The organism is Janthinobacterium sp. 61 (genome assembly GCF_002846335.1).
Taxonomy (GTDB): Bacteria; Pseudomonadota; Gammaproteobacteria; order Burkholderiales; family Burkholderiaceae_D; genus Janthinobacterium.
The window spans coordinates 5694957-5721011 of record NZ_PJMQ01000001.1; the positions used below are offsets into that span (position 1 = coordinate 5694957).

The window sequence follows — 26055 nt, forward strand, 5'->3', positions numbered from 1 at the left end:
TTCAGTAAAATGATGTGCATTAGCGCGCGTTGTCCATCGTGCAGTCTGCGGCGTGCCATGATTTGCCGCTGATGTACGATGACTTACCGATTACTTTGACCCATGCAAGAGGATTATCCATGAACAAACGTCAAGCTCTCATCGCCGCCGCCCTCGCGGGCCTCTGTGCCGGCACCACCGTCCATGCTGCCGCGCACGATGGCCCCGCCCCTGGCGACAAGGAAAAATGCTACGGCGTGGCCAAGGCAGGGCAGAACGACTGCGCCTCGTCCGACGGCGCGCATTCCTGCGCGGGCCAGGCGGAGGCAGACAACTTGCCTACGGAATGGACCTATGTTGCCAAGGGCACGTGCGAACAGGCGGGCGGCTCCGTCAAGCCCATCAAGGCCGGCAAGGCCGCCAAGCCAGCCACCCAACCGTAAGCGTCCGCAGCCTGCCCATGCCGCCAGTTCCCGCGCTTGCCGGCGCCGGCGTCGGCTTGCGCGCCGCGCACTACCGCGACTTCCTGGCGCGCCGGCCTCGCGTGGGCTGGCTGGAAGTGCATACCGAAAATTATCTGCAGCCGTCGGGCTGGGATAGTCATGTGTTGTGTGCCCTGCGCCACGATTACCCGCTCAGCCTGCATGGCGTGGGCCTTGGCCTGGGTTCCGCGCGGGGCTTTTCCGAGGCCCATTTGCAGCGCGTGCGCGGCGTGGTGGAGCGCGTCGAGCCGGCCCTCGTGTCGGAACACCTGTGCTGGGGCGCCGTGGCGCAGCAGCAACTCAATGATCTGTTGCCGCTGGCCTTGAATGGCGCCGCCCTGGATTTGTTGTGCGCAAGAGTGGGGCGGGTGCAAGATGTGCTGAAAAGGCCGATCTTGCTGGAGAATGTATCCACTTACCTGCGTTTTGCCGACGATGCCATGAGCGAGGCGCAATTCCTGGCGGAGCTGGCGCGTCGCAGCGGTTGTGGACTGCTGCTCGATATCAATAACCTGTATGTCAACCAGTGCAACCACGGCGAAGATGCCCTGCTAGCCATGCAAGCCATCGCGCCGGGCAGCGTGGGCGAACTGCACCTGGGCGGCCATCTGCTGACGCCGCAGGCCGTGATCGACCACCATGGCGCCGCCGTCGCCGATCCCGTCTGGGACTTGTATGCGGCCGCGCTGCTGCGCTTTGGCGCCGTGCCCACCCTGGTCGAATGGGATACGCATTTGCCGCCGCTGGATATCCTGTTGGGTGAGGCGGACAAGGCGCAGGCCATGCTGGCGCGTCAGGCGCCACAGGCGCCATGGCTGGGAGCGGCGGCGCCGCCGGCCGCCACTGCCGCTCCCGCCGAAACACTGGCGCAGCAGCAGCAAGCTTTTGCCACGGCCCTGTTTGATCCCGTGGCGGCCCTGCCATCCTTCGCGGGGGCGGCGGTGCAGGAGCGCTTTGCACTGTATCGTGGCAATGTGAGCGCCACCTGGCGCCGCACCCTGGGTCAGGCATATCCTGTCGTGCTGGCGCTGGTAGGCGAGGATTTCTTTGCTGGCCTGGCACGCGCGTATGGCCGGAAGATGCCATCCGATAGCGCGGATTTGAACCAGTTTGGTGCCCGTTTCGCCGATTTTCTCGCTGCTTTCCCGCCTGTGGCCGCATTCCCCTATTTGCCGGACATGGCGCGCCTGGAATGGGCCTTGCACCTTGCCCATTACGCGGCCGATGCGCAGGCGCTGGCGCCCGAGTCGCTGGCCGCCTTGCATCCTGATCAGCTGGAAGTGCGCCGTTTTACCTTGCATCCCGCTTGCGCCTTGCTGGCATCGAACTGGCAAGTGGCGGCCTTGTGGCAGGCGCATCAGGAGGGTGAAGGGCAGGGGATGTTTCCGCAGGATATGCAGGTGGCGAGCTGGGTGCTGGTATGTCGGCCGCGCTGGAAGCCGCAGGTGCAGGTAGTGGATGCGGCCGCGCACGCGGCCTTGCTGGCCTTGCAGCAAGGAAAAACGTTTGGCGCCGCGCTCGACGTGGCATTCGAGCAGGACCCGGCATTTGACCTGGCGGCACACTTGCGCCAGTGGCTGGCGCATGCGGTGCTTGCAGCGTAATGGCCTACTCGAAGGCCCGCAGCACGCGCGCTTCGCCCGTCTGATCGCGGTACAGGGCATTTGCGGCCAGGGTGGCGTCCATCATGCGCGTCACTTGCTCTTCTTCGAAGCGGGCGAGTTCGGCAATGGCCGCGACGAGGGCCAGTTCCAGCCTGGCGCGCGCGCTCTGGTACAGGCTGCTAGTGTATTTGTCTGTGTTACGCAGTAATTCTTCCGCGTTTTCTATCACTTGGCGCAAGTCGCCGATCAGGCGTTCCTGGCTGCGCGTACCTTGTTCGGGATGGTCCATGGCGCTTCCCTTCTGCAATCGATATTTATATGACAATAACGACATGTTGCAGCTTGATCCGGGCAGCCGGGCTGGCAGGCATGCTGGCTGGACGCATGGGGCTGCTTTCGCGCCCCATGCCGGCGTCAGACAGGAGCGACGACCGTGATACGGATATCGCCCACGCTGACGACCTGACCGGCGCGGATCTTGGCAGTCTTGCGCAATTCCTTCTTGCCATCGACCTTCACCACGCCGCTATCGACCATGACCTTGCCAGCGCCACCACTGTCGCACAAGCCCACCAGCTTCAACAGCTGGTTCAGCTCGACGAACTCGGATGTTAAATCAAAGCTTACTTTTTGCATTGTATCCCTTATTGCAATGATGTGTTTTAAACACTTGGTGACGGCATCAACTAAGGTCATAGTTTACATGAAGCCAGGGATAATGCAGGCTGAGCTTTAACTTTTGTTGGGTCGCGTCATCTCCAATGGCACGATCCATGCACTGAATTGCTCTTCCGTCACAAAGCCCAGGGCCAGAGCCGCTTCCTTCAATGTCGTGCCTTCGTGCTGGGCCTGCTTGGCAATTTGCGCCGCCTTGTCGTAGCCGATGTGGGGCGCCAGCGCCGTGACCAGCATCAGGGAGCGCTCCATCAGTTCGGCGATGCGACCACGGTTCGGCGCGATGCCGTGTGCGCAATGCTCGTCGAAGCTGCGCATGCCGTCGCCCAGCAGGCGCGCGCTTTGCAGGAAGTTGTGCGCGATCAGGGGCTTGAAGACGTTCAGTTCGAAATTGCCCGAGGCGCCGCCCACCGTGATGGCGACATCGTTGCCAAACACCTGGCAGCACAGCATGGTCAGTGCTTCGCACTGGGTAGGATTGACCTTGCCCGGCATGATGGAGCTGCCCGGCTCGTTTTCGGGGATGGTGATTTCACCGAGGCCGGAACGGGGGCCGGAGGCCATCCAGCGCACGTCGTTGGCGATCTTCATCAGGGCCGTGGCCAGGGTTTTCAGCGCGCCATGGGCAGCCACCAGTGCATCATGGGCGGCCAGGGCAGCAAACTTGTTGCTGGCTGTCTCGAACGGCTGGCCCGTCAGGCGCGCCAGTTCCGCGGCGATGCGGTCCGCAAATTCCACGTGGGTATTCAAGCCCGTGCCCACGGCCGTGCCGCCGGCGGCCAGTTGCAGCAGCGGCGGCAACGATGCAGTGATGATGTGCTCGGCAAAGTCCAGCTGCGCCACATAGCCGGAAAATTCCTGGCCCAGGGTCAGCGGCGTCGCATCCTGCAAATGGGTGCGGCCGATCTTGACGATGTCGGCAAACTCCGTGGCTTTTGCGTCGAGCGTGGCGCGCAGCTGGCGTAGCGGCGGCAAGACTGTATTGGCGACTGCCAGGGCGGCCGCCACATGGATGGCGGTCGGAAAAATGTCATTCGAGGACTGGCCCAGGTTGACGTCGTCGTTAGGATGCAGCAAGCGCTCTTCTCCCCGCAAGCCGCCGATCAGCTCGGAACCGCGGTTGGCCAGCACTTCGTTCATGTTCATATTGCTTTGCGTGCCAGAGCCCGTTTGCCAGACGGCCAGTGGAAATTCAGCGTCATGCTTGCCTGCCAGTACTTCGTCGGCTGCTTGCGTGATGGCGATGGCTTTCTTGCCATCCAGTAATCCCAGGTCCAGGTTGACGTGGGCGGCCGCGCGCTTGACGGTGGCCAGGGCGGCGATCAGTTCGGGCGGCATCTTTTCCGTGGAGATATGGAAGTGCTCAAGCGAGCGCTGCGTTTGCGCTCCCCAAAGCCGGTCGGCGGGTACGTCGATCGGGCCGAAACTGTCGCGTTCGATTCTGCTACTCATGGCATCCCTTTCATCGATGGAGGTGGATCGAGTGTACTCCAGGCGTCCAAAAGACACAGGATGATGCTGTATTGCATCATTTTTGCCATGGCTCATCTATATTTTTGCGATTTCCTGCCGTTAAAGACAGACGAGTTCCCCTTATTTATCTTGTTATCAAAGCGATCAGTCCATGCAAAGCAGCATTGTTCCCCGTTGGTCCCTGATCGCTTGCGCCGCCGCCAGCCTGGCCTTGGCGCCTGTTATGGCGGCCGAACTGGGCGAGATGGCGGTGCTGTCCCATGTGGGCCAGCCCCTGCTGGCGGAGATCGAATTGACCGCCCTGGCGCCCGAGGAGGCCAGCGGCGTGGCCGTGCGCCTGGCCTCGCCCGATGTGTACCGGGGCGGCGGTATCAGCATGGACCCGGCCCTGCAAACCTTGACGATCAGCCCGCTGGAGCGGGGTGGGCGGCAGTATGTGCGCGTGGCTACCCGGCAAGCGATCCAGGCAGGCCACGTCCATCTGTATTTATTATTGGGCAATGGTAGCGGCGCCGTCGTGCGCCTGGGCACCTTGTGGCTGACGCCGGCACCGCCAGCACCGCCAGCCGTTGCCAGTGCGCCAGTCAGGCCCGTCATTCCGGTGCCCGTGCCTGTGCCGCTGGCACAGCCACTGCCACTGCCGCGCGCGGTGCCCGGCGCGCCGCCGGCCGATGCCGCCGCGCTGGCGGCGCGCGCGCGCGCCGAGGGCCTGGTGCGTCCGGCACGCGTGTTTGTGCCACCGCCCGTCGCGCCCACGCCATCTGCCCCGGCGCTGCGCCCGGCGCCGTTGCGCCGCGCCACTGCGCCCGTGGCAGCCTGCGCGCCGCAGGCCAATATGGAGCAGGCGCAAGCATGCGTGGCGCTGGACCAGAAAAACGCGGCCCTGAATGAAAAGCTCGGCGAATTGGAGGGCAAGATCGGCGCCTTGCAAAAGGCGCTGGCGCTGCCCGTCGTCACCGCACCAACCGCTCCACCGGCTGCCATACCGGCTGTGGCGGAAGCGCCGCATGCCAAACCCAAGCCCCTGCACGCGGCGCCGGCAGCCGACAAGGAAAAGAAAGCGGGCGGCAATGGTTTGATGTGGCTGCTTATCGGCACCCTGGCCTTCCTGCTGCTGACGGCGCTCGTCGTGTATGCCGTGCGTAAGCGCAGGCAAGCGGCGGGGGCGGGCACGCCGTCGAAATACTGGGTCTTGCTGCGCAAACCGTTCAGCCGCAAGAAGAAGGATGTGCCGGTGCTGACGGAAGCGCTGGAAGAGGACGCGGCCGAGGCGGAAGCGGAGCCGTTCTCGCGTTAACGCTGCTGCAAGGCCGCGCCCAGATTTGATATAAAAAAAGATATTGAAAAAAGATAGAAAGTGCCTGTCTATCGTGTTGCCTATTTCTTAAAGATGGTGATATGATTAATTCAGTGGACTTGCTCTACGATAAAACAGTCCCAGCCTGGCGCAGTCACCAACGATAGTGTGGCGCGGCAAACAGGTGTAGCGTTGCATAAACGCCTGGGTCTGGAAGCGGTTTGCGATGCCGACGATGTGCTCGCGAACGCCGGATGCAACCGGCAGCGAGGCGACGCCAGGAGATACCTGGGGCTCGCCTTCCAAATTCCCCTTCCTTGCTTTTCGGACGCCGCAAATGCAGCGCTCCGCGGCACGGCGGCAGACGTAAAAAAAGCACCCACAGGTGCTTTTGTTGTTTCTGGCGCGGCAATGTTGACCTACATGTGGGCGCGCGATCCCTGCATGGCGTTCGGCAGTTGCGTCATCCACGGTTCCGTGATGGCGCGGATTTCGCGATCATTGGCCAGGATTTGCTTGAGCAAGTCAATCTTGCGCTGGCGCGTAGCGCCGGCCAGGGCAGGCACTTTGCCCGTCATGGTCGTGCTGGCGGCGCTGGCGCACTGGTTTTCCAGGGTGTCCAAGCCATCCCAGTCGCTCGAACGTGCGGCGACGACCATTTTGTTGGTCATTCCTGCAATATTTTCATACATCGAGAGAACGTCGTTGGAGGTCATGAGCACACCCGTAACTAGTGAATGGATTACCGCTTGTCTAGATTAGCGGCAGGTTCAGCGGGAACTTGAGGGTGTTTTTGAAAAAAAAGTGAAAATAATTTGGATGGTTGTGGCTGGCTGCCGGAATCTCCCGCCGAGCCGTTGTTCCGCATGCGAAAAAGGTATGATTCTCAGGCTATGATTTTGCTTATTTTCATCGAAAGGATCGCCATGCACGGTTTGCGTTTTTCCTGGTCCCGGACGCCAGTCCAGGCTGCCATCGCCCTCGCCCTGGCCGGCGCCACCGTGGCCTATGTACCGGCTCAAGCGCATGGCCAGCAAGCGGCCACCAGCGCCGCTGTCCCCGCTGCCGCCACGGCGTCGCCCGGCGACGACTTCTATGACTACGTGAATGGCGACTGGCTGCGCAGCACGGAGATTCCCGCCGACCGCAGCAGCTGGGGCTCGTTCGCCATCCTCGCCAACTCGACCAACGAGCGCATCATCGGCCTCGTCGAAGGCCTGGCGGCGGCGCCGCAGGCGGATGCATCCGCACGCCAGGTCAGCGATTTTTACCGTTCCTGGATGGATGAATCGGCTATCGAAGCGAAAGGCTGGGCGCCGATCAAGCCCTTGTTGAGCAAGATCGATGGCATACGCGACCAGGCGGGACTGGCACGCGCGCTGGGCGAGAGCTTGCGCGCCGATGTCGATCCGCTCAACGCCACCAATTTTTATACGGAAAACCTGTTTGGCCTGTGGGTGGCGCAAGACTTGAACGACACCACGCGCAATGTGGCCTATCTGCTGCAGGGCGGGCTGGGCTTGCCCGACCGCGCCTTCTACCAGGACGACAGCGCGCGCATGCAGGGCTTGCGCACTGGCTACCAGGCGCATATCGCCGCCATGCTCAAGCAGGCTGGTTACCGCGATGCGCCAGCCCGCGCCGCGCGCGTGTTTGCGCTGGAGCAGAAAATTGCCGCCAGTCACGCCAGCCGCGAAGAGTCGGCCGATGTCGTCAAGGGCAACAACGCGTGGCGCGCCGCCGACTTCGCCAGCAAGGCGCCTGGCCTGGACTGGAAAGCCTTCTTCCAGGCGGCAGGCCTGGGCAGGCAGGCCGATTTCATCGTCTGGCACCCGACGGCCATGACGGGCAGCGCGGCGCTGGTGGCGAGCGTGCCGCTGGCGACCTGGAAGGATTTCCTGGCTTTCCACGCGATTAACCATTTCAGCACCACCTTGCCGAAGGCGGCCGCCGATCAGCGTTTTGCCTTTTACGGCAGCACCTTGAGCGGCACGCCGCAGCAGTCACCGCGCAGCAAGCGCGCGTTGGCCGCGACGAACGCGGCCCTCAGCGACGCCGTCGGCAAGCTGTACGTGGAGCGTTATTTCCCGCCTGAATCGAAAGCCCGCGTGCAAGACATGGTGGGCAATATCGTCGCTGCCTTCTCGCGCCGCATCGACAAGCTGGACTGGATGGCGCCGGCCACCAAGGCGCAGGCGCAGGAGAAACTCCAGACCCTGTACGTGGGCGTGGGCTATCCGGAACGCTGGGCCAGCTATGCGGGCTTGCGCGTGGTGCGCGGCGACGCGCTGGGCAATGTGCAGCGGGCGGAGCAGTATCATTACCAGCAGGAACTGGCCAAGCTGGGCCAGTCGCCTGACCGCAAGGCCTGGGCCATGCCGGCGCAGCTGGTCAACGCCGTCAACTTGCCGCTGCAAAATGCGCTGAACTTCCCAGCTGCCATCCTGCAGCCGCCTTTCTTCGACCCGCAAGCCTCCGACGCGGCCAATTATGGCGGCGTTGGCGCCACCATCGGCCATGAGATCAGCCACAGCTTCGACGACCAGGGCGCGCAGTTCGACGCTCAGGGCAAGCTGCGCGACTGGTGGACGCCGGCCGACCTCGCGCATTTCCAGGCGGCGTCCCAGCAACTGGTGGCGCAGTTCGCGGCCTATAAACCGTTTCCCGATCTGGCCGTGAATGGCCAGCTGACCCTGAGCGAAAACCTGGCCGATCTGGCTGGCGTGGCGGCCGCGCATGACGCGTTCACCTTGTCGCAGCAAGGCAAGCCGGCGCAGCCGGGCGCGGACCGCGCATTCTTCACGGGTTACGGCGTCAGCTGGCGCAGCAAGGCGCGCGAAGCGGCGGCGCGCCAGCAAATCCTCACGGATGGCCATGCGCCGGCGCAATACCGTGCCGCCACCGTGCGCAATCTCGACGCCTGGTACCCGGCCTTCGACGTCAAGCCGGGCCAGCAGCTGTACCTGGCGCCGGAACAGCGCGTGCGCGTCTGGTAGTCATGGCCGGTGCCAGCGCGTAGCGCGCTGGCACCGTAAAATGGGGGAACATATCGATAGGACCGCCATGATGCCAACCCCGCCGCAAGACCCCATCCACGCCATCACGGGCCGCACCCTGGCCCATTACGACGCCAGTGCCGAGCAGTTTTTTGAAGGCACGCGCGACCACGACGTCAGTCAGAACATCAACGCGCTGCTGGCCGCCATCGACAGGCCCGCGCCCTTGGCGATCCTTGATCTGGGCTGCGGCCCTGGCCGCGATCTGAAGACGTTCACGGCCATGGGCCACCATGCCACGGGCGTCGATGGCTGCCCCCGCTTCGTCGAGATGGCGCGCGCCTACAGCGGCTGCACCGTATGGCAGCAGGATTTCGTCGACCTCGAGCTCCCCGCTGCGCACTTCGACGGCGTGTTCGCGAATGCCGTGCTGTTCCACGTGCCCAGCGCCGTCTTGCCCGGCGTGCTGCGTGCTTTGTACGCGTGCCTGAAGGAGGGCGGCGTACTGTTCAGCTCGAATCCGCGCGGCCAGAACGAGGAAGGCTGGAGTGGCGCGCGCTATGGCAGCTACCACGACGAAGCAACGTGGGCCGCCTACGTTCAGGCGGCCGGTTTTACCCTGATCGAACAGTATTACCGTCCACCGGGCTTGCCGCGCGAACAGCAGCCGTGGCTGGCCACTGTCTGGCGCAAGGGCGCGTAATCGATGATGTCGGCGCTGTGTTAGGAACCGTACAGAGCCTTTGATCTTCCCTGGGTACTATGGACACATCGACACGCATGAAGCAGTTTGCAACAGCGTGTGAGCCGCAGTCCCGGCCCTGATGGGCCGGACAACAGATGCACCAACTACAGTGAGGATCCATCATGAACAAAGATCAAGTCGAAGGTAAACTGAAGGAAGTCGGCGGTAAAATCCAGGAAGCCGCTGGCAAAGTCGTCGGCAGCGAAGAACAGCAAGCCAAGGGCCTGGCAAACCAGGTCGAAGGCAAAGTGCAGAAGAAGGTCGGCGATGTGAAAGATGCAGTCGACACCATCACGCGCAAACCGTAATTTGCCGTACGCATAAAAAAACCGCCGCCTGTCGCAAGACAGGCGGCGGTTTTTTATTTGAGACTGGTCAAACTTATTTCGCTGGATTGGCCAGGTTTTGCTTGAAGAACATTTCAATTTTCTTGTACACGTGACGCTGGCCCGCGCGCGACGAGATACCGTGCTTGGCGCCCGGATACGTCATCAGGTCGAACTGCACGCCGCGGTTCACCAGCGCGTCGATCAAGCGCGTGCTGTTGCTGAACAGCACGTTATCGTCGGCCATGCCATGCACCAGCAGCAGCGGCGACTTCAAGCCGTCGAGGTGGGCGAACACGGTGCTGTCCTTGTAGCCCTCCACGTTCTCTTTCGGCATGCCGAGGAATTGCTCCGTGTAGTGGGTATCGTACAGCGACCAGTCGGTCACGGGCGCTACCGAAACACCCATGGCGATCTTGTCGGAGGCTGCCGACAGCAAACGCAGGGTCATGAAGCCGCCATAGCTCCAGCCGAACACGCCGATGCGTTTCGCGTCGACGAAGCTTTGCTTGCCCAGCCAGTCGATGCCGACCAGTTGGTCGGCCACTTCGGCTGCGCCCAGCTTGTGATAGATGGCGTCCGTGAACGCGCGCTCGCGGCGCGACGAGCCCCGGTTATCGAGGCGGAAGACGACAAAGCCTTGCTGCGCCATATACTGATCGAAGTTATTGCCCCAGCGGCGAGCCACGTGCTGCGAGTGCGGGCCGCCATACGTCGACAGGTAGACGGGATAGCGCTTGCTCGCGTCGAAGTTCGACGGCTTGACGATGGAGTAATACAAGGTCTGGCCATCGTTGGCTTTCAGGGTGCCATACTCCGTCGGCAGGTGGTCCGCCTTGTATCTGGCGTACGGGTGGCTCGCGTTCAGCGCGTTTTCTTCCAGCCAGCCCAGCATGGCGCCGTCAGGACGGTGGATGCTTACCTGCGGCGGCGTGGCCGGGTCGGAATAGGTGTCGACAAACACTTCGCCATTGCGCGAGAACGTCGTGTCGTGCCAGCCGTCCGCTTTCGTCACGCGCTGCGGCTTGTCGGCGGTACTGCCGTCCAGCGCCAGAGCGTAGGTCTGCTTGTCGATCACCGCGTCGCGGTTAGACGACACATACACTTTGCCGGTTTTCTGGTTCACGGCCAGCACGCTGTCGATGCCCCATTCACCGGAAGTGACCGGGTGCAGCAGCTTGCCGCTCATGTCGTACAGGTACAAATGGTTGCGGCCCGTGCGCTCGGACGACCACAGGAACTGGCCGTTGGCGAGGAAGCGCAGGTCGTCATGGATGCTGACCCAGGTCTTGGCCGTTTCCGTCAGCAGGGTGCGTTGCGCCAGCGTCGCTGCATCGACGGCGACCAGGTCGAGGGTCTTCTGGTCGCGCGACTGGCGCTGATATACCAGCGACTTGCTGTCCGCGCTCCAGTCGGCGCGCACCAGGTAGATGTCCGCGTTCGTGCCCAGGTCCACCTGGCGTTGCGCGCCCGTTTCCGGCGAGACGATCAGCAGCTGCACCAGCACGTTCGGGTCGCCGGCGGCAGGGTAGCGCTGTTCGACGACGTCGGTGCGGTCGGCAAAGATTTCAAAGCGGCGCACGACGGGCACGGGTGCTTCGTCGTAGCGTTTGTAGGCGATGGCGCTGTCGTCGGGTGCCCAGTAGTAGCCGGTGCGCTGGCCCATTTCTTCCTGCGCCACGAATTCGGCTTCGCCGTTGTGGATCGTGCCCTTGCCATCCGTGGTCAACTGGCGTTCCTTGTTCGTCTTGAGGTCGATCACAAAGATGTTTTGATCGCGCACAAACGACACATAGCGGCCTTTCGGCGAAATTTTCGGGTCCAGTACATTGCCCTTGGCGACCAGGCGCGCCTTGTCCGGGTTGGCCGCATCGACCAGGTACAGATTGCCGGCCAGCGGTACCAGCAGCTGCTTGCCATCGGGCGACCAGCTGTAGCTGAGAATGCCGTTCAGGCTGGCCGTGCGCTCGCGTTCGCGGCGCGCCTGCTCTTCGGGCGAAATCGTTTCATTCGGCACCAGCGCCTTGGAGTCGATCAGGCGGTGCGTGCTCTTGTCCTTGAGCTTGAATTCCCACAGGTCGAGCTGGAACTGGTTGTCGGCGCGGCCGCGCAGGAACGTGACGCGCTCGCCATCGGGCGAGACCTTCAGGTTGCGCACGCCGGGGCCGGCCAGCGCCGGATCGGCGTGGATGCGTTCCAGGGTCAGCTTTTCAGCCGATGCGGGAACGCTGGCCATCGCGGCCAGAAAACAAAGAATAAAACGCATGGATGTCTCGGTAGTTGGAAGAATGAATAACGCTGCATGCCAAACAGGGCAGGCAGGATCGAGCGTTGCCTAAGCGTAAGACGATACCAGAGCGTGCCTGTTTATGCGATAGCCCCGGCCACGGAATAAGACGTTCCTGGCCGTATTTCCTTCGTCAAAAATATCCAACAGCCGCCCATTCCATGGCACTTTACTTGGTTCAGGCCAATATCGTACCTTCTATCACGGTCAGGCATGCGCCGCCTATCCAGGCGTGGCCATCGCGGAAATTGACGGATACGCGGCCGTCGCGCTGCAGGCAGGTGCCCTGGCGCACGCGGTAGTCGGCGCCCGCCAGCAGGTGCGCGATGCAGGCGTTGGCGCTGCCCGTGACGGGATCCTCAACCAGTGCGCCGTGCTCGCTGAGCAGCGCACGCACTTCGTAATCGGCCGGCCCGCCGGCGCCGTGCGCGCCATAGAGGGCCAGTCCGTCAGCCATTGACGCGGCCAGCAATGCCGTCAGGGCCGCGATGTCGGCATGGACGGCCAGGCAGGCCGCGGCGCTTGGCAGCGGCACGCACAGCCAGCGGATGCCCATGTCGACGACAGTGCCGCCAGCGACCGCCGCGTCGTCCAGCGCCGTTTGCAGCAGCGGCAGCAGCGCGGGGGCGAGCGCGCGCGTGGTGCAGGGCGGCGCCTGGAACGCCAGTACGCCGCCGGCGCCGCGTTCTATCTGCACCAGGCCGACGCCGCATTCCTGCACGATGCGCGCGCCCTTGGGCCGCATGCCCGCATCGAGCAGGGCGTGCGCCGTGCCCAGGGTCGGGTGGCCGGCGAACGGGAATTCCATCTCGGGCGAAAAAATCCGCACGCGGTAATCGGCGGCGGGATCGCGCGGCGCCAGCACGAAGGTGGTTTCCGACAGGCTGGTCCAGCGCGCGATCGCCTGCATCTGCGCGTCATCGAGGCCATTCGCGTCGAGTACCACGGCCAGCGGATTGCCCAAGAAAGGCATCGTGCTGAAGACATCGACTTGCCGGAAGGGGCGTTGTTGCGGCATGGCGGTTTCCTTGTTGGCTTATCGGGCGGCGCGCAGGCGTTGCAGCGATAAATGGTTCAAATACCAGGTCAGCAGCACGGCAGCCACCGTCAAGCCCGTGACCAGGCCGATCCAGAAACCGGCAGCGGCCATCGGCTCGGCCGGGGACCAGGGGAAACCGGCCGGCGCGAGGCCCAGCACATAGCCGATCGGCAGCGAGAAGCCCCAGAAGGCCAGCAGCTGGATCAGCATGGGCTGGCGCGTCACCTTGTAGCCGCGGATGGCGCACGAGGTGGCCACTTGCGTGGCGTCGGACAGCTGGAACAGGGCGGCAAACAGCAGCAGCTGCGCGCACAGGGCCTGCACCTGCGGATCTGACGTATAGGCTTGTGCGATCTGGTGGCGGAAGACGGTGATGACGGTGGCCGACACGATGGCCGCCGTCAGCGACATGGCCACGCCCACCCACGAAATGAAGCGGGCGCGGCGCAGATTGGCTTCGCCCACGGCATGGCCCACGCGCGTCACCAGCGCGATGCCGAAGGTGAGCGGCACCATGAAGACGACGGACGAGAAATTCAGGGCAATCTGGTGCGCCGACACCTGGATCACGCCGAAGCGCGCCACCAGCAGGCTGATGACGCCAAAGGCGCTCACTTCGGCGAAGTAGGTCACGCCGATGGGCAGGCCCAGGCGCAACATGGGGCCGATGGACGACAGCTGCGGCCATTCCCAATGCGTGAATGGATACGTGGCTTGGTAGGCGGGCGCGATCCTGATCCAGACCAGCATGGCCAGCAGCATCATCCACACGCAGCAGGTGGTGGCCACGGCGCAGCCCACGCCGCCCATCTTCGGCATGCCCCAGTGGCCGTAGATCAGCAGGTAGTTGACGAGGATATTGAGGCCCAGCGCGGCCAGCGCGATGACCATCACGGGCTTGGTCTGGTTGATGCTGGTGCTGTAGCCGTACAGCGCGCGGTAGGCGGCGAACGGCGGCAGCGCACAGCTGATGATGTGCACGAACAGCTTGGCCTTGGCCGCGACGGCGGGTTCGAGCATCAGGTGGTCGAACACCAGCGCCGCCATGTTCGTCAGCAGGCAAGCCACCAGGCCCACGAGCAGCGCTTTCCATAGCGACTGGCGCACGATGTGCGGCACCTGGTCGTGGCGCGCGGCGCCGATTTCATGCGCCACCAGGGTATTGATCGCCATCATGATGCCGCTCACGGTGACCAGCACGATGGACCAGATGGCCGCGCCCAGCGACACGGCCGCCAGTTCCTCGGGATTCGTATGTCCCGTCATCGCCACGTCGGCCGCGCCCATGCCGACGGTGGCCAGCTGGCCGATCAGGATAGGCCAAGCCAGCTTCCACAGCGAAGAAATTTCAGTACGGACGGCAGGCAGGGTGAACGAGGTGGTGTGTGGCATAGGCGGCAACCTTAACTAAACACAACATTCTACTGGCATTCGCCGTGTTTGTCCGCCGAGGCATTCCTGACGCCGGGCGCGGTAATCATTTGTTACAGCTAAGTGGGCCAGTCGCGGATAGACTGCGCGCTCTATTTGGCAAAATGACCAAATAGTCACACCGCATTATCCTGACTATGGAGTAAGACCATGTTGAAGAAAGCCTTGAACTGCGCCCTGCTGTTGGGCGCCGCCATGACGGCCGAGCTGGCCGGCGCCGGCGAACTGACTCTGTATTCGCGCGACGATTATCACGGCCGCTCGCAGACCGTGCGCGACGCCGTCGCAGACCTTGAAGACGTTCGTTTCAACGACACGACGCAAAGCATCCGCGTGCGCTCGGGCCGCTGGGAAGCGTGCGAGGAAGCCGATTTCCGCGGCGACTGCTTCCTGCTCGAAGCGGGCGACTATCCCTCGCTCGATGGCCGCGCCAACAAAATCACGTCGCTGCGCGAAGTGCGCGGCGGCTGGGACCGTGGGCGGGACCGGGAGCGCGAGCGAGATTGGGATGAACACCGGGATCGTGGCCGCGAGCGCGGCCATCTGCCGGGCCGCGCGCTGGGCGGCGAACTGACCTTGTACACGCGCGACGACTTCGTCGGCCGCAGCCTGAGCGTGCGCAATGGCGCGGCCGACTTGCGCGAACGCGACTTCAATGACACGGCGCAAAGCGTGCGCGTGCGCGCCGGGTACTGGGAAGTGTGCGAGGACGTGGGCTTCCGCGGCCGCTGCCGCACGCTGGGTCCCGGCGAGTACGCGAGCCTGGAACGCATGAGCAACCGCATCTCGTCGGTGCGCGAAGTGCGCTGATGCGGGGCAGTTAGTACGCCAAATGGCAATAACCGGCTCTCGCAGGGCTTGTTATTGCTTTTGGTAACAATTTATTGTGCTTTTCCCATACTTTGTTACACCGTTTTTTCTACGGATGGCTACACTGACATCAGTTGTCATGTCGATCACTTGGCTTTGCCGCCGCCGGAGACCGCCCCATGAATCGCCCGTTCGCCTTTGCTCCGCTGTGTGTCAGTTCGCTGTTTGTCCATCTTGCCGCGCAGGCGGGCGAGATCCGCTTGTACACCGATGATAATTTCAAGGGGCGGGTGGTGGTCTTGCGCGAGACGAGGGATGACCTGTCGCGCGTCAATGTCAATGACACCGTCTCGAGCATCCAGGTCGATTCGGGCAGCTGGGAAGTGTGCGCGAGGAGAACCGTCCGCAAAATGACGCGGGACTGGTGGTGCTGTATGGCCGCGCGTTACTGAAGGGACGGGGGCTGCAGGTGAACCGCGACGTCAGCGACCTGGTACTCCTGAACTTCAACGACCAGGCCGTATCCATCGCCATCAACGAAGGCACCTGGGAAGTCTGCACGAACTCGCAGTTCAACGGCAGCTGCGAGCGCATGGGGCCGGGCAAGCATGAAGTGCTGAACACGGCGCTCGACAAGCGCGCTTCCTCGCTGCGCCGCCTCTACTGAGCGCATGACCGGGCCTTTGCCGTGGCCTTGTATTTGTTACACTAGCATCCTGGCGCAACAGCCAGGCAAATCATCACCAAAGAATGAAGAATGGAGTTAATCATGACGGGCCCTTTCAAACACACGCTGGCATGCGCGGCTACCTTGCTGCTTTCGCTGGGCGCCCATGCGACCGCCCATGCAGGCGATATCACCCTGTTCGAAGACGTTGATCTGCGTGGCCGCGCAGTGAACCTGCGCGAGACGACGGACGATCTGTCGCGCTTTGGATTCAACGACAAGGTGTCGAGCATCCTGGTGCGTTCGGGCACCTGGGATGTATGTACCGATGCCGGTTTTCGCGGCAATTGCCGTACTCTGGGGCCGGGCGAATACCGTTCGATGCCGGGCATGAACGACGCCATCAGTTCGGTGCGCGAGTCGGGCCGCGGCGATGGCAACAATCCGGGGCGCCCTGGGCGCGATCCCGACCGGGGGCATGGCGGCGGCTATGGCCGTGGCGGCACCCTGGAAGTGTATTCGGGCGCAGGCCAGAATGGCGGCTCGGCGCGGCTGAACCGCGACACGGACGATTTCGTCAATATCGGTTTCAACGACCGCACCACCAGCATCGTCGTTTATAACGGCTACTGGCAGCTGTGCAGCGATTCGAACTATAACGGCGTGTGCCGCATCTTCGGCCCCGGCCGTCACGACGACCTTGGACGCGGCCTCGATGGGCGCGTTTCGTCGGCGCGCATGGTCGACGAGCGCGAAGCGCGGCGCCAGCAGCAATACGACCGGCCGCAGTATGAACAGCCGCAATATCCACAGTACCAGCAGCGCGGCGCCGTCCTGCTGTTCCCCGAAGCGGGCATGCGCGGCGAACCGCTGGCGCTGGACCGCAATGCGGAAGACCTGGTGCGCTACAACTTCAATGACCGCGCCTCGTCCATCGTCGTCAATGAGGGCCAGTGGGAAGTGTGCAGCGATTCGAATTTCCATGGCCGCTGCGAAGTGATCGGGCCGGGCGAATATGGTCGCCTGAACGGCATGGAAAACCAGATTTCCTCGCTGCGCCGCGTGCGCTGATTTTCACCAGCACACATGCTGACAGGCCGCCTGCCGGGTTGATCCCGCCGGGCGGTTTTTACATTCGCTGCCGTGCGCTGACATTTGCTTGCTCTTTGTTACACTCGCCGCCTGCCGCCCGGACTACACTGGCGAAAATGTAAACAGTATTGGAGTTGTCATGGTTCGATCTTTCCGCCCCGCGCTGCTGTGCGCCGCCACCTTCCTCGCCCCCCTTGCCGCATCCGCGGGCGAAATCACCCTGTTCGAGGACGCCGGTTTCCGGGGCCGCCCGGTCACTTTGCGTTCCGATATGGGCGACCTGTCGCGCATGGGTTTTAACGACAAGACCTCCAGCATCATCGTGCGCTCGGGCACCTGGGAAGTGTGCAAGGACGCCAATTACCGGGGCAGCTGCCGTGTGCTGCAGCCTGGCCGCTACGACAGCATGCCGGGCATGAACGACGCCGTTTCTTCCGTGCGCGAAGTGGGCCGCCCGGGCCATGGCGGCGGCGATCACCGTCCCTATCCGCCGCGCCCTCCGCGTCCGGAGCCGGAGCGTCCTCATCCCGGTTATCCAGGCCATGGCGGCGGACACCGTCCCGACATGAATGGCGCCGTGCTGATGTTTCCTGATGTTGGCATGCGCGGCCGGCCAGTGCGCCTGGACCGAGAAGTGCGCGACTTGAGCCGCTATGGCTTCAACGACCGCGCCGAATCGATCGTCGTCAACTACGGCCGCTGGGAATTCTGCGTCGATGCCAACTTCCGTGGCCGCTGCGTGGTAATGGGGCCAGGCAGCTACGGCCGCCTGCACGGTGGCCTCGACCGCCGCATATCCTCGCTGCGCCGCGTGCGCTAGGCTTTTTTCGCTGCCACTTTAAGCGCCCGCGCGACCTGTGTCCCGCGGGCGCTGTTGTATTGTGCGCACGCTATGTCGCCGCCAATTCGTGTACTCTTCCCATAGGCAGTTCAACCATGGGGAGCAAGCACGGTGGAATACAAGGACTACTACAAGGAGCTTGGCGTCGAAAAGACGGCGACCGAGGCCGAGATCAAGAAGGCCTACCGCAAGCTGGTACGCAAATACCACCCCGACGTGAGCAAGGAGCCGGACGCCGACAAGCGCACCAAGGCCCTGAATGAAGCTTATGGCGTGCTGGGCGACGCGGAAAAGCGCGCCGCCTACGATGAACTGGGCCGCAACCAGGGCGCGCAGGGACAGCCCTTCCGTCCGCCGCCAGACTGGGGTTCGGGCTACGAATCGTCGGGAGCCGACGACAGCGACTTCTTTGCCGACCTGTTTGCCCACGTGGGCGGGCGCCGCCGCGCCGGCGGCAGTTTCCAGATGCAGGGCGAGGACAGCCACGCCGCCATCACCATCGATTTGCACGACAGCTATCACGGCGCCAAGCGCCACATCGTCATGCGCATGCCCGAAGCTGACGCGCAGGGCCATGTGGTGACGCGCGAGCGCACCCTGGAAGTGACGATACCGAAAGGCGTCACGGAGGGCCAGCAGCTGCGCATGAAGGGGCAAGGGAACCCGGGCAGCGGCGGTGCGCCGGCCGGCGACCTGTATCTGGAAATCCGCTTCCAGACGGATGCGCGCTACAAGGTGGAAGGGCGCGACGTGTTCGAGACGGTGCCCGTCACGCCATGGGAAGCGGCGCTGGGCGGCGAAATTGCCGTGCCCACGCCATCGGGCACGGTGGCCGTCACTGTGCCGCCCAATTCGCAGACGGGGCGCAAGCTGCGCCTGAAAGGGCGTGGCATTCCCGCCGCCCAGCCGGGCGACCTGTATCTGCTGCTGGAAGTGGTGCTGCCGCCGGCGAACGATGACAAGGCGCGCGAACTGTATGCAACCATGGCGCGCGAGATGGCTTTTAATCCGCGCCAGAAGCTGGGAGGGTAAATCATGACAAACAAGGTAATTGGCGAACTGCTCGAAGATCGTGCCCTGAGCCTGGAGGAACTGGCGCGCGCCTGCGCCGTGGAGCCGGACTGGGTGGTGCAGCATGTGCAGACGGGTGTGCTGCTGCAAAATGGCCCGCCAGCGGGGCAGCTGACTGCCTGGCGCTTCACCAGCCTGGATCTGGTGCGTGCGCGCCGCCTGCACGAAATCGAATCCGTGTTCGATGCGAACGCCGAACTGGCCGCGCTGGTGGTCGATTTGTCGGAAGAAGTGGCGCGCCTGCGGCGCCGCCTGCACGTGCTGGGCGTCGATTAGACCATTAGCCCTTATGCCGGCTCGCCGTGGCGTGTCACGGTGAGCCTGGCTATATAAAACTGCCCGTCGACGACCACCCGGTGCGGGATGCCGGCCACGTCGAAGCCTGGGCCACCGTCTTCCATCCATTCCTGCGCTAGCGAGTCGAACTGCTGCGGCGTCATGCGCAGCATCTGCGCCGTGATGACGAAGCGCGCGCCAGGTTTTTGTTTGTTGACGAAGTCGTCGATGCCGGCCATGTGAATCTCTTCAAGGTTGTGTCTGAAATCGGGGTCAGACCCGACGGGTCTGACCCCAGCAGTTGTTTGGGGTTTGCTCAGGCATGATACCCGTCCCCGTGCGCTTCTAAAACCCCTGTTCCAGCAGCGGCAGCTGCTCCGCAAAGCGCTCGGTCAGCCACTTGCCCGCCTGGCCGGGCGGCGTGTCGGCGCGCTGGATCAGGTAAATCGGATAATTCTCGCCCTTGTCGACGGCCAGCGGCAGGTGTACCAGGCGGCCTTCTGCCAGATCGTCGCGCACCATCGCTTCGGGCATGTTGCCCCAGCCCAGGCCCGCACGCAACAAGGCGTGCTTGGAACCGAGGTCGCCCAGGCGCCAGTTGCGCAATCCCAGCACCCCGAAATCCTGGCCCTGCGTCAGGTCGCTTCGGTCGCTGAGCACCAGCTGCACGTGTTCGCGCGCCACGTTGGAGGCAATCGGCCCTTCCAGCTGCGCCAGCGCGTGGCTGGGCGCGGCCACGGGAATCAGTCGCACGTGGCCCACGGCCAGGCGCTCGAAGACGCTGGCCGTGGCAGTCATCCAGCCACCGAGGCCGATGTGGCAGCTGCCATCCATCACCAGCTGCGCCACGGCGCCCATGGCTTCAATGCGCAGGCGCAGGGCGACGGTGGGGAACTGCGCCTGGAACGATTCCAGGACGCGCACCAGCACGCAAGTGGGAAACATGACGTCGACCACCACCGACACTTCCGCCTCCAGCCCGCCGGCCAGGGCCTTGGCGCGCGCGCGCATGCCGTCCACTTTCAGGGCCACTGCGCGCGCGTCGGCCAGCAGGGCCTTGCCCGCATCCGTCAGGGTGGGCTTGCGCTTGCCGCGGTCGAGCAGCACCACATTCAGTTGTTCTTCCAGGTTGGCGATGGTGTAGCTGATCACCGACTGCGTGCGGTGCAGCTGGCGCGCCGCGTGGGCGAAGCCGCCCGCGTCGATGACGGCGACGAACACGCGCAACTGGTCGAGCGAAGGTTGGCCCGGTTCTCTCATGGGAACTCCCTATCTAAAATTTCGATGCTAAACATTTATATTTATACGGTTTCATCGATGGTAGACCCGAACTATGCTGTGTGCAAGGGCTGCGACGTGGCCCATCCCGTCATCCATCTCCATAGGAGCAATTCATGAGCAAGGTCTTGTACATCAATAGCAGCGTGCGCAACAGCGGTTCCCTGTCGCGCCAATTGTCCGGCGAATTCGTGGCGAAACTGGCCGCGCAAGGGGCCAGCGTCGTCGAGCGCGACCTGGCCGCGCAGCCCGTGCCGCACCTGACGGAAGAGGTGATGGGCGCCTTCTTCACGCCGGCAGAGCAGCGCAGCGCGCATGCAGCAGCGGCGGTGCAATTGTCCGATACCCTGGTCGATGAATTGCTGGCCGCCGACGTGCTGGTGCTGGCCGCGCCCATGTACAACTTTTCCGTACCTTCGACCCTGAAGGCGTGGATCGACCACGTGGCGCGCGCGGGCCGCACTTTCCAGTACACGGCGACCGGCCCCGTCGGCCTGGCCACGGGCAAGAAAGCTGTTATTTTCACGGCCAGCGGCGGCGTCTACAGTGCAGGCCCCGGTGCCGCGTATGACTACCTGAGCACCTATCTGCGCACGGCGCTGGGCTTCATCGGCATTACCGACATCGAGTTCGTGCAAGCCGAAGGCGTGGCCATGGGCGAGGATGCCGTCGCCAGCGCGATTGCCAGGGGCCGTGCCTCGATCGAGGCCCTGGTCACCTGACTAGGTCTTCAGGGGGATTGCCAATCTGCCATGGTTGACATAAGCTTGCCGGCGGCACGCCCCGTGCCAGGCCGGCGAACGGTTCGCCATGAAAGTCCCCCATGCACAAGTTGGCAAGCGCAGTATTGTTCGGGTGTTCCCTGCTGGCGGCAGGCATTGCGCAAGCGCAAACTGGGCCAGTGGCGCCGCCTCACGTGGGCCGCCACGCCTCCGCGCCCGAAGATATCCGCGCCATCGAAAAAGTCGTCGCCGACTTCCAGGCGGCCCTGATCGCCAAGGATGTCAAGCTGCTGTCGTCGCTGATGCTGCACACGAACATTTTGTTCGCCTCGCCGGCTGACGATGCTTTCATCAAGAAGATGCGCGACACGACGGACGTCCACTTCGACGGCGTCGGGGCGGCCGGCTACGTCGGTTTCGCCAATTACATCAAACGCGAACCGCAGCGCACGGAAGAAAAATTCTACAACGTCAAGATCACCCAGGACCGCCATGTGGCGTGGGTCAACTTCGACTATGAATTCCTCGTCGGCGGCACATTGTCCAACTATGGCGTGGAAGCGTGGCAATTGGTCAAGCGCGACGGCGAATGGAAAATCCTCAGCGTTGTCTGGTCCATGCATCCCGCTGCCGAGGCAGGAAAGTAGGCCCCAGCCGTGACGCGTCAGTCGCGCGGCAGTGCGCGGATTGCCACCGGGCCAGCTGCGTTCAGTACGGAGTTGCCCAGTAATAATTTTTTCGCATCGTCTATACTTTCAGCTTGCACACGTAGTTAGCCTGACAAGTGTGCTGTCACCGGCCTGGCTGGTGCAAGCAGATGCTTGTCTGTCGTCATGCATGAAGATGATGTAGTCATGCATCCCTTTTCTCCTGTGCCGCGTGATAAAAAGAGAGCTGAATTGAGTATCCTGATCAATCGCGAGCGCATGGTTTTACCCTTTACCGCGTCAGTCCGTAGAGACAAGCTGTCCGGCCATGTCATTTTTGGAGCGCACATCGTGCCGATAAAGTATGTTGATTTTTATGAGGTGAATTACACGGCAGAGCGCCTGCGCGGCTGCAAGCTGTGGGGCGCCTACGTCGCCATCTATGCCCCCTCGTCCAACCCCATGCATCGGGTGAATCTGGTGCGCAAGCGCCGGGTGTCGGCCGACCACCAGTTTACAACGGAAGCGGACGCCATGACGGAAGCGGGCGAGGTGGCCGTCAAGCTGGTCGAGCGGCGCCAGCGCCGCTATGTCTTCCATCCCTGATGCCATTGCGCAGCATCCTGCAGCGCGCGCCATGGCAGGATTTGCACGCGGCCGGAATGCACGGCTTCCAGCGCCACGTGCGTGACGGGTTCATCGGGCGTGGCAGCTGCGCATAGCTTGATGACGAGGAAGTGTTTTTCCTTGTTGGCTGGCGTGACGGCCGTCCATTTACTGTTCAGTAATTTGCTCGGACGTACGTTGTTGTGCTTTTGAAGGTGCATGGCGGCTCCCGGATTGGCGTGATGGCGATGTTGCCATTATCATGCCATACCTGCCACGCACGAGGACCGCCATGAAACGCCAGCTGCACCTGCTCGTCATCGACCCGCAAAACGATTTTTGCGACTTGCCCGCCACCTGGCTGCCGCCAGGTTCCGCGCCGGCCTTGGCCGTGCCCGGCGCCCACCAGGACATGCTGCGCGTGGCGCAGCTGATCCGTGAAGGGGGCGGCGGTTTGACGCAGATCAGCGTGACCCTCGACGCCCACCACCGCTATGACATCGCCCACCCCGCCTTCTGGCGCACGGGCGATGGCGGTCCCGTCGCGCCGTTTACGCAGATCAGCGCGCAGCAGGTGCGCGCCCGCCTGTTCCTGCCCGCCGCCAGCGACGCCTTGCCACGCGCGCTGGCTTACCTCGATGCCTTGCAGCAAGCGGGGCGTTACCAGTTGATGGTGTGGCCCGTGCATTGCGAGATCGGCAGCTGGGGCCAGAATATCCATGCGGCCGTGCGCGCCGCCTACAACGCCTGGGAAGTGGATCAGCTGCGAGTGGTCGCCAAGCTGAGCAAGGGTTCCAACCCCTGGACCGAGCATTACTCGGCCGTCATGGCGGAAGTGCCCGATGCCCAGGATGCGGCCACCCAGCTCAACCTGGATTTCCTCGCCACCCTGCTGCCGGCGCAGCAGATCTATGTCACGGGCGAAGCGGGCAGCCACTGCGTGAAAGCCAGCACCGAGCACATCGCCGATTATCTGGAAGCGCAGCAAGGCAAGCCGGCCCTGTCGCGACTGGTGCTGCTGACCGACTGCATGAGTCCCGTCACGGGCTTTGCAGCGCAGCAGCGCGACTTCCTTGCCGCCATGCACGAGCGCGGCGCGCGCCTGGCGTCGTCCGCCGAGGTCTTGCCCGAGTTGCTGTCCAACGCGCTGGCCTGAGCCACTGTCGAGCGTTCCCTGCTGAAATGCTTGCGGTGGCGTACTATTCTGGCTTCAGGAAGTTGGAGAAAACACACATGACCCCGATAGTGCGCAGTTTGCTGGAAACCGATCTGTATAAATTTACAATGTGGCAAGCATTGCTGCACGGTCATCCGAACACCCATACCGAATACGAATTTGTCTGCCGCAACGCGACCGCCTTCCCGCTGGCCGAACTGAAGGTCGAGCTGGAAGAGCAGCTCGACCACCTGTGCTCGATGTCGTTTGCCGACGACGAGCTGGCCTATTTGCGCACCCTGCGCTTCATGAAGAGCGATTTCGTCGACTTTTTGACGGTGTTCCGCTTCCAGCGCAAGTTCATCGACGTCAGTACGGATGGCGACACCTTGCTCGTGCATGCGGCCGGGCCGCAAGTGCACGTGATGGGTTTCGAGATTTTCGTGTTGTATATCATTAATGAACTGTATTTCCGCCGCTTCGACCTTGATGTGGCCATGCGCGAAGGGCGTCACCGCCTGGGCTTGAAAGTGGCGGCCGTCAAGGAGTTTGGCAAGCTGCCGCGGCGCAAGCATCCGTTTGAGTTTTCCGATTTCGGCGTGCGCCGGCGTTTTTCCGGCGCCTGGCACGATGAGGTGGTGCAGCGCCTTGCGCATGAAGTGCCTGAGTATTTCAAGGGCACGTCGAATGTGTACCTGGCGAAGAAGCTCGGTATCGTGCCGATCGGCACGATGGCGCATGAATACATGCAGTCATTCCAGTCCTTCGGCGTGCGCCTGCGCGACTTTCAAAAGGCGGCTCTGGAAGACTGGGTGCAGGAATACCGGGGCGACCTGGGCATCGCCCTGACGGACGTGGTGGGCATGGACGCCTTTCTGGCCGACTTCGACCTGTATTTCGCCAAGCTGTTCGACGGCTTGCGCCACGATTCGGGCGACCCCGTCGAGTGGGGAGAGAAGGCGCTGGCCCACTACGCGGCCCTGCGCATCGACGCCAACACCAAGCGCCTCGTGTTTTCCGACGGCCTGGACCTGGACAAGGCCTTCGCCCTGTACCAGCACTTCGCCGACCGCATCATGACGGGCTTTGGCATCGGCACCAATCTCACCAACGACGTCGGTTTGACGCCGCTCAACATCGTCATGAAACTGGTGCGCTGCAATGGCCAGTCGGTGGCAAAACTGTCCGATTCGCCGGGCAAGACCCTGTGCAAGGATGAAACCTTCCTTGCCTATCTTCGGCAGGTGTTTCACCATCCTGCCGTGCAAGTACCGCTCTAGAAGCCTGCGACCACCGTGTTCATGTGCTCGACCTGGGGAGGGGCGGCAAAGAATTCGCCCACCAGGCCGCGCCATGCCTGGAAGTCGTCGCTGCCGCGGAAATGCACGGTATGGTCTTCCAGGGTGCTCCAGCCCACCACCAGGCGGTAGGCATCGCCGTTTTCGATCGAGCGCTCCAGGCGCATCGATACGCAGCCGCGCGCGCGCTGGAACAGGGGCACGGCTTTGGCGACGGCCGCCTCGAAAGCGTCATGCGTGGCCGATTTGATCTGGATGTGGGCAATTTCAAAAATCATGGCAAGTTCCACTGTGGAATGAAGGAAGCCTGATCTTGCCATAGTTTGGCCGCGCGGGGGAGGGCCTCAGCCCGCAAGCGCGTGTGCGCCTGCGGGATGGCATGCGCCCATTCCCGTTTCCGTTCCCGTTACTGTGGAGTGCCGATGTCGACAACGAGGCGGAATATGCCGCGCCATGCCGCCATGCCGCCATGCCCTGCTTCGACCTGCGAGCCTGTAAAAAATTCTGCCTCAGCCTGTAAAATCCTCGATCAAGTCGCAAAAGTTTGATAAATATCCAGTATGGCTGCCAAGTCGCGCTAAGATACGCCTTGCGGTGCATTCTGCAGGCAGGGATGCGGGATCAATCTTTCATAGGAGAACTAAATGGCAGCGAAGAAAATTCTGTTTTTGACCGGCGATTTTGCAGAAGATTATGAAACGATGGTGCCGTTTCAGGCCTTGCTGATGCTGGGCCATACCGTGCATGCCGTCTGTCCCGGCAAGAAAAGCGGCGAGACGATCAAGACGGCCATCCACGATTTCGAGGGCGACCAGACCTACACGGAAAAGCCGGGGCATTTGTTCACCCTGAACGCCAGTTTCGACGAGATCGACCCGGCCGACTATGACGCCGTGATGATCGCCGGCGGCCGCGCCCCCGAATACCTGCGCCTGAACGCGAAAGTCATCGCCGCCGTGCGCCACTTTGCCGACGCGGGCAAGCCTGTCGCGGCCGTCTGCCACGGCGCGCAATTGCTGGCCGCGGCCGATGTCATCCGCGGCAAACGCATTTCCGCCTATCCCGCCTGCGCGCCGGAAGTGACATTGGCGGGCGGCACGTATGCCGACATCGCCGTCACGGACGCCGTCACGGATGGCCAGTTCGTCACTGCCCCGGCCTGGCCCGCGCATCCGGCCTGGCTGGCACAGTTCGTCAAGCTGCTGGGCACCGAAATCCGTTTGTAACGTCACACTTGCCCGGCGTGCCAGCATGCCG

Annotated in this window: 30 protein-coding genes; 19 read left to right on the plus strand and 11 right to left on the minus strand. The window is 63.0% G+C overall.

Translation table 11 applies throughout. From position 1 onward, the window contains the following. Positions 1-119 precede the first annotated feature (119 nt). Together CLU92_RS25815 and CLU92_RS25820 are read left to right on the plus strand one after the other, a co-directional pair. On the plus strand, positions 120-422 hold the full coding sequence (locus tag CLU92_RS25815; RefSeq protein WP_101484184.1) for a DUF2282 domain-containing protein: 303 nt from the start codon (positions 120-122) through the stop codon (positions 420-422). Positions 423-439: 17 nt separating this feature from the next. After that, positions 440-2065, plus strand: a complete 1626-nt coding sequence (locus CLU92_RS25820; RefSeq protein WP_101484185.1) for a DUF692 family multinuclear iron-containing protein — start codon at positions 440-442, stop codon at positions 2063-2065. A gap of 4 nt (positions 2066-2069) precedes the next feature. Here the strand turns inward: CLU92_RS25820 and CLU92_RS25825 are convergent, their stop codons facing one another. The 3 genes from CLU92_RS25825 to fumC all read right to left on the minus strand — a co-directional run bounded on the left by CLU92_RS25825 (position 2070) and on the right by fumC (position 4192). After that, positions 2070-2354 (minus strand): hypothetical protein, encoded by a 285-nt coding sequence (locus tag CLU92_RS25825; protein WP_101484186.1) that lies wholly within the window; start codon positions 2352-2354, stop codon positions 2070-2072. 125 nt (positions 2355-2479) lie between these two features. Then, positions 2480-2701, minus strand: a complete 222-nt coding sequence (locus tag CLU92_RS25830) for an RNA-binding S4 domain-containing protein (protein WP_035825476.1) — start codon at positions 2699-2701, stop codon at positions 2480-2482. Positions 2702-2797: 96 nt separating this feature from the next. Further along, positions 2798-4192, minus strand: coding sequence for a class II fumarate hydratase (gene fumC / locus CLU92_RS25835; RefSeq protein WP_101484187.1), 1395 nt, complete (start codon positions 4190-4192; stop codon positions 2798-2800). 172 nt (positions 4193-4364) lie between these two features. On the opposite strand from fumC, the gene CLU92_RS25840 reads away from it, so the two are divergent. Next, positions 4365-5510, plus strand: a complete 1146-nt coding sequence (locus CLU92_RS25840) for a FimV family protein (RefSeq protein WP_101484188.1) — start codon at positions 4365-4367, stop codon at positions 5508-5510. Between the two features lie 419 nt (positions 5511-5929). Here the strand turns inward: CLU92_RS25840 and CLU92_RS25845 are convergent, their stop codons facing one another. After that, positions 5930-6181, minus strand: coding sequence for a flagellar protein FliT (locus CLU92_RS25845; protein WP_257562010.1), 252 nt, complete (start codon positions 6179-6181; stop codon positions 5930-5932). Between the two features lie 255 nt (positions 6182-6436). Between CLU92_RS25845 and CLU92_RS25850 the strand changes: the two genes are divergently transcribed. The 3 genes from CLU92_RS25850 to CLU92_RS25860 all read left to right on the plus strand — a co-directional run bounded on the left by CLU92_RS25850 (position 6437) and on the right by CLU92_RS25860 (position 9559). After that, on the plus strand, positions 6437-8506 hold the full coding sequence (locus CLU92_RS25850) for a M13 family metallopeptidase (protein ID WP_101484896.1): 2070 nt from the start codon (positions 6437-6439) through the stop codon (positions 8504-8506). A gap of 70 nt (positions 8507-8576) precedes the next feature. After that, complete coding sequence (locus CLU92_RS25855; RefSeq protein WP_101484897.1) at positions 8577-9209, plus strand: bifunctional 2-polyprenyl-6-hydroxyphenol methylase/3-demethylubiquinol 3-O-methyltransferase UbiG; 633 nt, start codon at positions 8577-8579, stop codon at positions 9207-9209. 164 nt (positions 9210-9373) lie between these two features. Further along, positions 9374-9559, plus strand: coding sequence for a CsbD family protein (locus tag CLU92_RS25860; RefSeq protein WP_101484190.1), 186 nt, complete (start codon positions 9374-9376; stop codon positions 9557-9559). Between the two features lie 73 nt (positions 9560-9632). On the opposite strand, the gene CLU92_RS25865 is transcribed toward CLU92_RS25860, so the two are convergent. From CLU92_RS25865 to CLU92_RS25875, 3 genes are all read right to left on the minus strand, one after another. After that, positions 9633-11843, minus strand: a complete 2211-nt coding sequence (locus tag CLU92_RS25865; RefSeq protein ID WP_101484191.1) for a S9 family peptidase — start codon at positions 11841-11843, stop codon at positions 9633-9635. A gap of 199 nt (positions 11844-12042) precedes the next feature. Then, positions 12043-12882 (minus strand): PhzF family phenazine biosynthesis protein, encoded by an 840-nt coding sequence (locus CLU92_RS25870; protein WP_101484192.1) that lies wholly within the window; start codon positions 12880-12882, stop codon positions 12043-12045. 18 nt (positions 12883-12900) lie between these two features. After that, the gene (locus CLU92_RS25875; RefSeq protein ID WP_101484193.1) at positions 12901-14295 is read right to left on the minus strand and encodes an MATE family efflux transporter; all 1395 of its coding nucleotides are present in this window, start codon (positions 14293-14295) and stop codon (positions 12901-12903) included. A 189-nt stretch (positions 14296-14484) separates the two neighbouring features. On the opposite strand from CLU92_RS25875, the gene CLU92_RS25880 reads away from it, so the two are divergent. From CLU92_RS25880 to CLU92_RS25910, 7 genes are all read left to right on the plus strand, one after another. Next, positions 14485-15144, plus strand: a complete 660-nt coding sequence (locus CLU92_RS25880) for a beta/gamma crystallin-related protein (RefSeq protein WP_101484194.1) — start codon at positions 14485-14487, stop codon at positions 15142-15144. 179 nt (positions 15145-15323) lie between these two features. After that, positions 15324-15596: a beta/gamma crystallin-related protein gene (locus CLU92_RS25885; RefSeq protein WP_101484898.1), complete on the plus strand. Its 273-nt coding sequence runs from the start codon at positions 15324-15326 to the stop codon at positions 15594-15596. After that, positions 15530-15811 (plus strand): beta/gamma crystallin-related protein, encoded by a 282-nt coding sequence (locus CLU92_RS25890; protein WP_180338587.1) that lies wholly within the window; start codon positions 15530-15532, stop codon positions 15809-15811. Before CLU92_RS25885 ends, CLU92_RS25890 begins: the two co-directional genes overlap by 67 nt. A gap of 102 nt (positions 15812-15913) precedes the next feature. Further along, the gene (locus CLU92_RS25895) at positions 15914-16882 is read left to right on the plus strand and encodes a beta/gamma crystallin-related protein (RefSeq protein ID WP_180338588.1); all 969 of its coding nucleotides are present in this window, start codon (positions 15914-15916) and stop codon (positions 16880-16882) included. Positions 16883-17042: 160 nt separating this feature from the next. After that, the gene (locus CLU92_RS25900; protein ID WP_101484197.1) at positions 17043-17723 is read left to right on the plus strand and encodes a beta/gamma crystallin-related protein; all 681 of its coding nucleotides are present in this window, start codon (positions 17043-17045) and stop codon (positions 17721-17723) included. A gap of 132 nt (positions 17724-17855) precedes the next feature. Further along, a complete protein-coding gene (locus CLU92_RS25905) occupies positions 17856-18776 on the plus strand; it encodes a DnaJ C-terminal domain-containing protein (protein WP_101484198.1) in 921 nt (306 codons plus the stop codon). Positions 18777-18779: 3 nt separating this feature from the next. Further along, complete coding sequence (locus CLU92_RS25910) at positions 18780-19091, plus strand: MerR family transcriptional regulator (protein WP_099665182.1); 312 nt, start codon at positions 18780-18782, stop codon at positions 19089-19091. An 11-nt stretch (positions 19092-19102) separates the two neighbouring features. Here CLU92_RS25910 and CLU92_RS25915 read toward each other — a convergent pair whose 3' ends face one another. Both CLU92_RS25915 and CLU92_RS25920 read right to left on the minus strand, forming a co-directional pair. Next, a complete protein-coding gene (locus CLU92_RS25915; protein WP_101484199.1) occupies positions 19103-19330 on the minus strand; it encodes a hypothetical protein in 228 nt (75 codons plus the stop codon). A 106-nt stretch (positions 19331-19436) separates the two neighbouring features. Then, complete coding sequence (locus CLU92_RS25920; protein ID WP_101484200.1) at positions 19437-20351, minus strand: LysR family transcriptional regulator; 915 nt, start codon at positions 20349-20351, stop codon at positions 19437-19439. A gap of 134 nt (positions 20352-20485) precedes the next feature. Here CLU92_RS25920 and CLU92_RS25925 point away from each other — a divergent pair, with 134 nt between their 5' ends. The 3 genes from CLU92_RS25925 (at position 20486) to CLU92_RS25935 (ending at position 22344) form a co-directional block, all read left to right on the plus strand. Next, positions 20486-21091, plus strand: a complete 606-nt coding sequence (locus CLU92_RS25925) for an FMN-dependent NADH-azoreductase (RefSeq protein ID WP_101484201.1) — start codon at positions 20486-20488, stop codon at positions 21089-21091. A gap of 101 nt (positions 21092-21192) precedes the next feature. Beyond that, on the plus strand, positions 21193-21738 hold the full coding sequence (locus tag CLU92_RS25930; RefSeq protein ID WP_101484202.1) for a nuclear transport factor 2 family protein: 546 nt from the start codon (positions 21193-21195) through the stop codon (positions 21736-21738). Between the two features lie 351 nt (positions 21739-22089). Next, positions 22090-22344, plus strand: coding sequence for a hypothetical protein (locus tag CLU92_RS25935; RefSeq protein WP_143452650.1), 255 nt, complete (start codon positions 22090-22092; stop codon positions 22342-22344). Here the strand turns inward: CLU92_RS25935 and CLU92_RS25940 are convergent. Next, positions 22326-22565, minus strand: a complete 240-nt coding sequence (locus CLU92_RS25940; protein ID WP_101484204.1) for a TIGR02450 family Trp-rich protein — start codon at positions 22563-22565, stop codon at positions 22326-22328. The two genes, CLU92_RS25935 and CLU92_RS25940, sit on opposite strands and share 19 nt — an antisense overlap. Positions 22566-22636: 71 nt before the next feature. Between CLU92_RS25940 and CLU92_RS25945 the strand changes: the two genes are divergently transcribed. Both CLU92_RS25945 and pncB read left to right on the plus strand, forming a co-directional pair. After that, positions 22637-23500 (plus strand): cysteine hydrolase, encoded by an 864-nt coding sequence (locus tag CLU92_RS25945; RefSeq protein ID WP_101484205.1) that lies wholly within the window; start codon positions 22637-22639, stop codon positions 23498-23500. Positions 23501-23577: 77 nt separating this feature from the next. Beyond that, the gene (gene pncB / locus CLU92_RS25950) at positions 23578-24780 is read left to right on the plus strand and encodes a nicotinate phosphoribosyltransferase (protein WP_101484206.1); all 1203 of its coding nucleotides are present in this window, start codon (positions 23578-23580) and stop codon (positions 24778-24780) included. Here pncB and CLU92_RS25955 read toward each other — a convergent pair. Next, the gene (locus CLU92_RS25955; RefSeq protein ID WP_101484207.1) at positions 24777-25076 is read right to left on the minus strand and encodes an antibiotic biosynthesis monooxygenase; all 300 of its coding nucleotides are present in this window, start codon (positions 25074-25076) and stop codon (positions 24777-24779) included. The two genes, pncB and CLU92_RS25955, sit on opposite strands and share 4 nt — an antisense overlap. 366 nt (positions 25077-25442) lie before the next feature. Between CLU92_RS25955 and CLU92_RS25960 the strand changes: the two genes are divergently transcribed. Continuing rightward, complete coding sequence (locus CLU92_RS25960) at positions 25443-26024, plus strand: DJ-1/PfpI family protein (protein ID WP_101484208.1); 582 nt, start codon at positions 25443-25445, stop codon at positions 26022-26024. The last annotated feature ends 31 nt before the right edge of the window (positions 26025-26055 follow it).

Bases quoted from the DNA above. Each gene is read 5' to 3' on its own strand.
- CLU92_RS25815 (WP_101484184.1), top strand. From the start codon at position 120: ATGAACAAACGTCAAGCTCTCATCGCCGCCGCCCTCGCGGGCCTCTGT.
- CLU92_RS25820 (WP_101484185.1), top strand. From the start codon at position 440: ATGCCGCCAGTTCCCGCGCTTGCCGGCGCCGGCGTCGGCTTGCGCGCC.
- CLU92_RS25825 (WP_101484186.1), bottom strand. From the start codon at position 2,354: ATGGACCATCCCGAACAAGGTACGCGCAGCCAGGAACGCCTGATCGGC.
- CLU92_RS25830 (WP_035825476.1), bottom strand. From the start codon at position 2,701: ATGCAAAAAGTAAGCTTTGATTTAACATCCGAGTTCGTCGAGCTGAAC.
- fumC (WP_101484187.1), bottom strand. From the start codon at position 4,192: ATGAGTAGCAGAATCGAACGCGACAGTTTCGGCCCGATCGACGTACCC.
- CLU92_RS25840 (WP_101484188.1), top strand. From the start codon at position 4,365: ATGCAAAGCAGCATTGTTCCCCGTTGGTCCCTGATCGCTTGCGCCGCC.
- CLU92_RS25845 (WP_257562010.1), bottom strand. From the start codon at position 6,181: ATGACCAACAAAATGGTCGTCGCCGCACGTTCGAGCGACTGGGATGGC.
- CLU92_RS25850 (WP_101484896.1), top strand. From the start codon at position 6,437: ATGCACGGTTTGCGTTTTTCCTGGTCCCGGACGCCAGTCCAGGCTGCC.
- CLU92_RS25855 (WP_101484897.1), top strand. From the start codon at position 8,577: ATGCCAACCCCGCCGCAAGACCCCATCCACGCCATCACGGGCCGCACC.
- CLU92_RS25860 (WP_101484190.1), top strand. From the start codon at position 9,374: ATGAACAAAGATCAAGTCGAAGGTAAACTGAAGGAAGTCGGCGGTAAA.
- CLU92_RS25865 (WP_101484191.1), bottom strand. From the start codon at position 11,843: ATGCGTTTTATTCTTTGTTTTCTGGCCGCGATGGCCAGCGTTCCCGCA.
- CLU92_RS25870 (WP_101484192.1), bottom strand. From the start codon at position 12,882: ATGCCGCAACAACGCCCCTTCCGGCAAGTCGATGTCTTCAGCACGATG.
- CLU92_RS25875 (WP_101484193.1), bottom strand. From the start codon at position 14,295: ATGCCACACACCACCTCGTTCACCCTGCCTGCCGTCCGTACTGAAATT.
- CLU92_RS25880 (WP_101484194.1), top strand. From the start codon at position 14,485: ATGTTGAAGAAAGCCTTGAACTGCGCCCTGCTGTTGGGCGCCGCCATG.
- CLU92_RS25885 (WP_101484898.1), top strand. From the start codon at position 15,324: ATGAATCGCCCGTTCGCCTTTGCTCCGCTGTGTGTCAGTTCGCTGTTT.
- CLU92_RS25895 (WP_180338588.1), top strand. From the start codon at position 15,914: ATGACGGGCCCTTTCAAACACACGCTGGCATGCGCGGCTACCTTGCTG.
- CLU92_RS25900 (WP_101484197.1), top strand. From the start codon at position 17,043: ATGGTTCGATCTTTCCGCCCCGCGCTGCTGTGCGCCGCCACCTTCCTC.
- CLU92_RS25910 (WP_099665182.1), top strand. From the start codon at position 18,780: ATGACAAACAAGGTAATTGGCGAACTGCTCGAAGATCGTGCCCTGAGC.
- CLU92_RS25915 (WP_101484199.1), bottom strand. From the start codon at position 19,330: ATGGCCGGCATCGACGACTTCGTCAACAAACAAAAACCTGGCGCGCGC.
- CLU92_RS25920 (WP_101484200.1), bottom strand. From the start codon at position 20,351: ATGAGAGAACCGGGCCAACCTTCGCTCGACCAGTTGCGCGTGTTCGTC.
- CLU92_RS25925 (WP_101484201.1), top strand. From the start codon at position 20,486: ATGAGCAAGGTCTTGTACATCAATAGCAGCGTGCGCAACAGCGGTTCC.
- CLU92_RS25930 (WP_101484202.1), top strand. From the start codon at position 21,193: ATGCACAAGTTGGCAAGCGCAGTATTGTTCGGGTGTTCCCTGCTGGCG.
- CLU92_RS25940 (WP_101484204.1), bottom strand. From the start codon at position 22,565: ATGCACCTTCAAAAGCACAACAACGTACGTCCGAGCAAATTACTGAAC.
- CLU92_RS25945 (WP_101484205.1), top strand. From the start codon at position 22,637: ATGAAACGCCAGCTGCACCTGCTCGTCATCGACCCGCAAAACGATTTT.
- pncB (WP_101484206.1), top strand. From the start codon at position 23,578: ATGACCCCGATAGTGCGCAGTTTGCTGGAAACCGATCTGTATAAATTT.
- CLU92_RS25955 (WP_101484207.1), bottom strand. From the start codon at position 25,076: ATGATTTTTGAAATTGCCCACATCCAGATCAAATCGGCCACGCATGAC.
- CLU92_RS25960 (WP_101484208.1), top strand. From the start codon at position 25,443: ATGGCAGCGAAGAAAATTCTGTTTTTGACCGGCGATTTTGCAGAAGAT.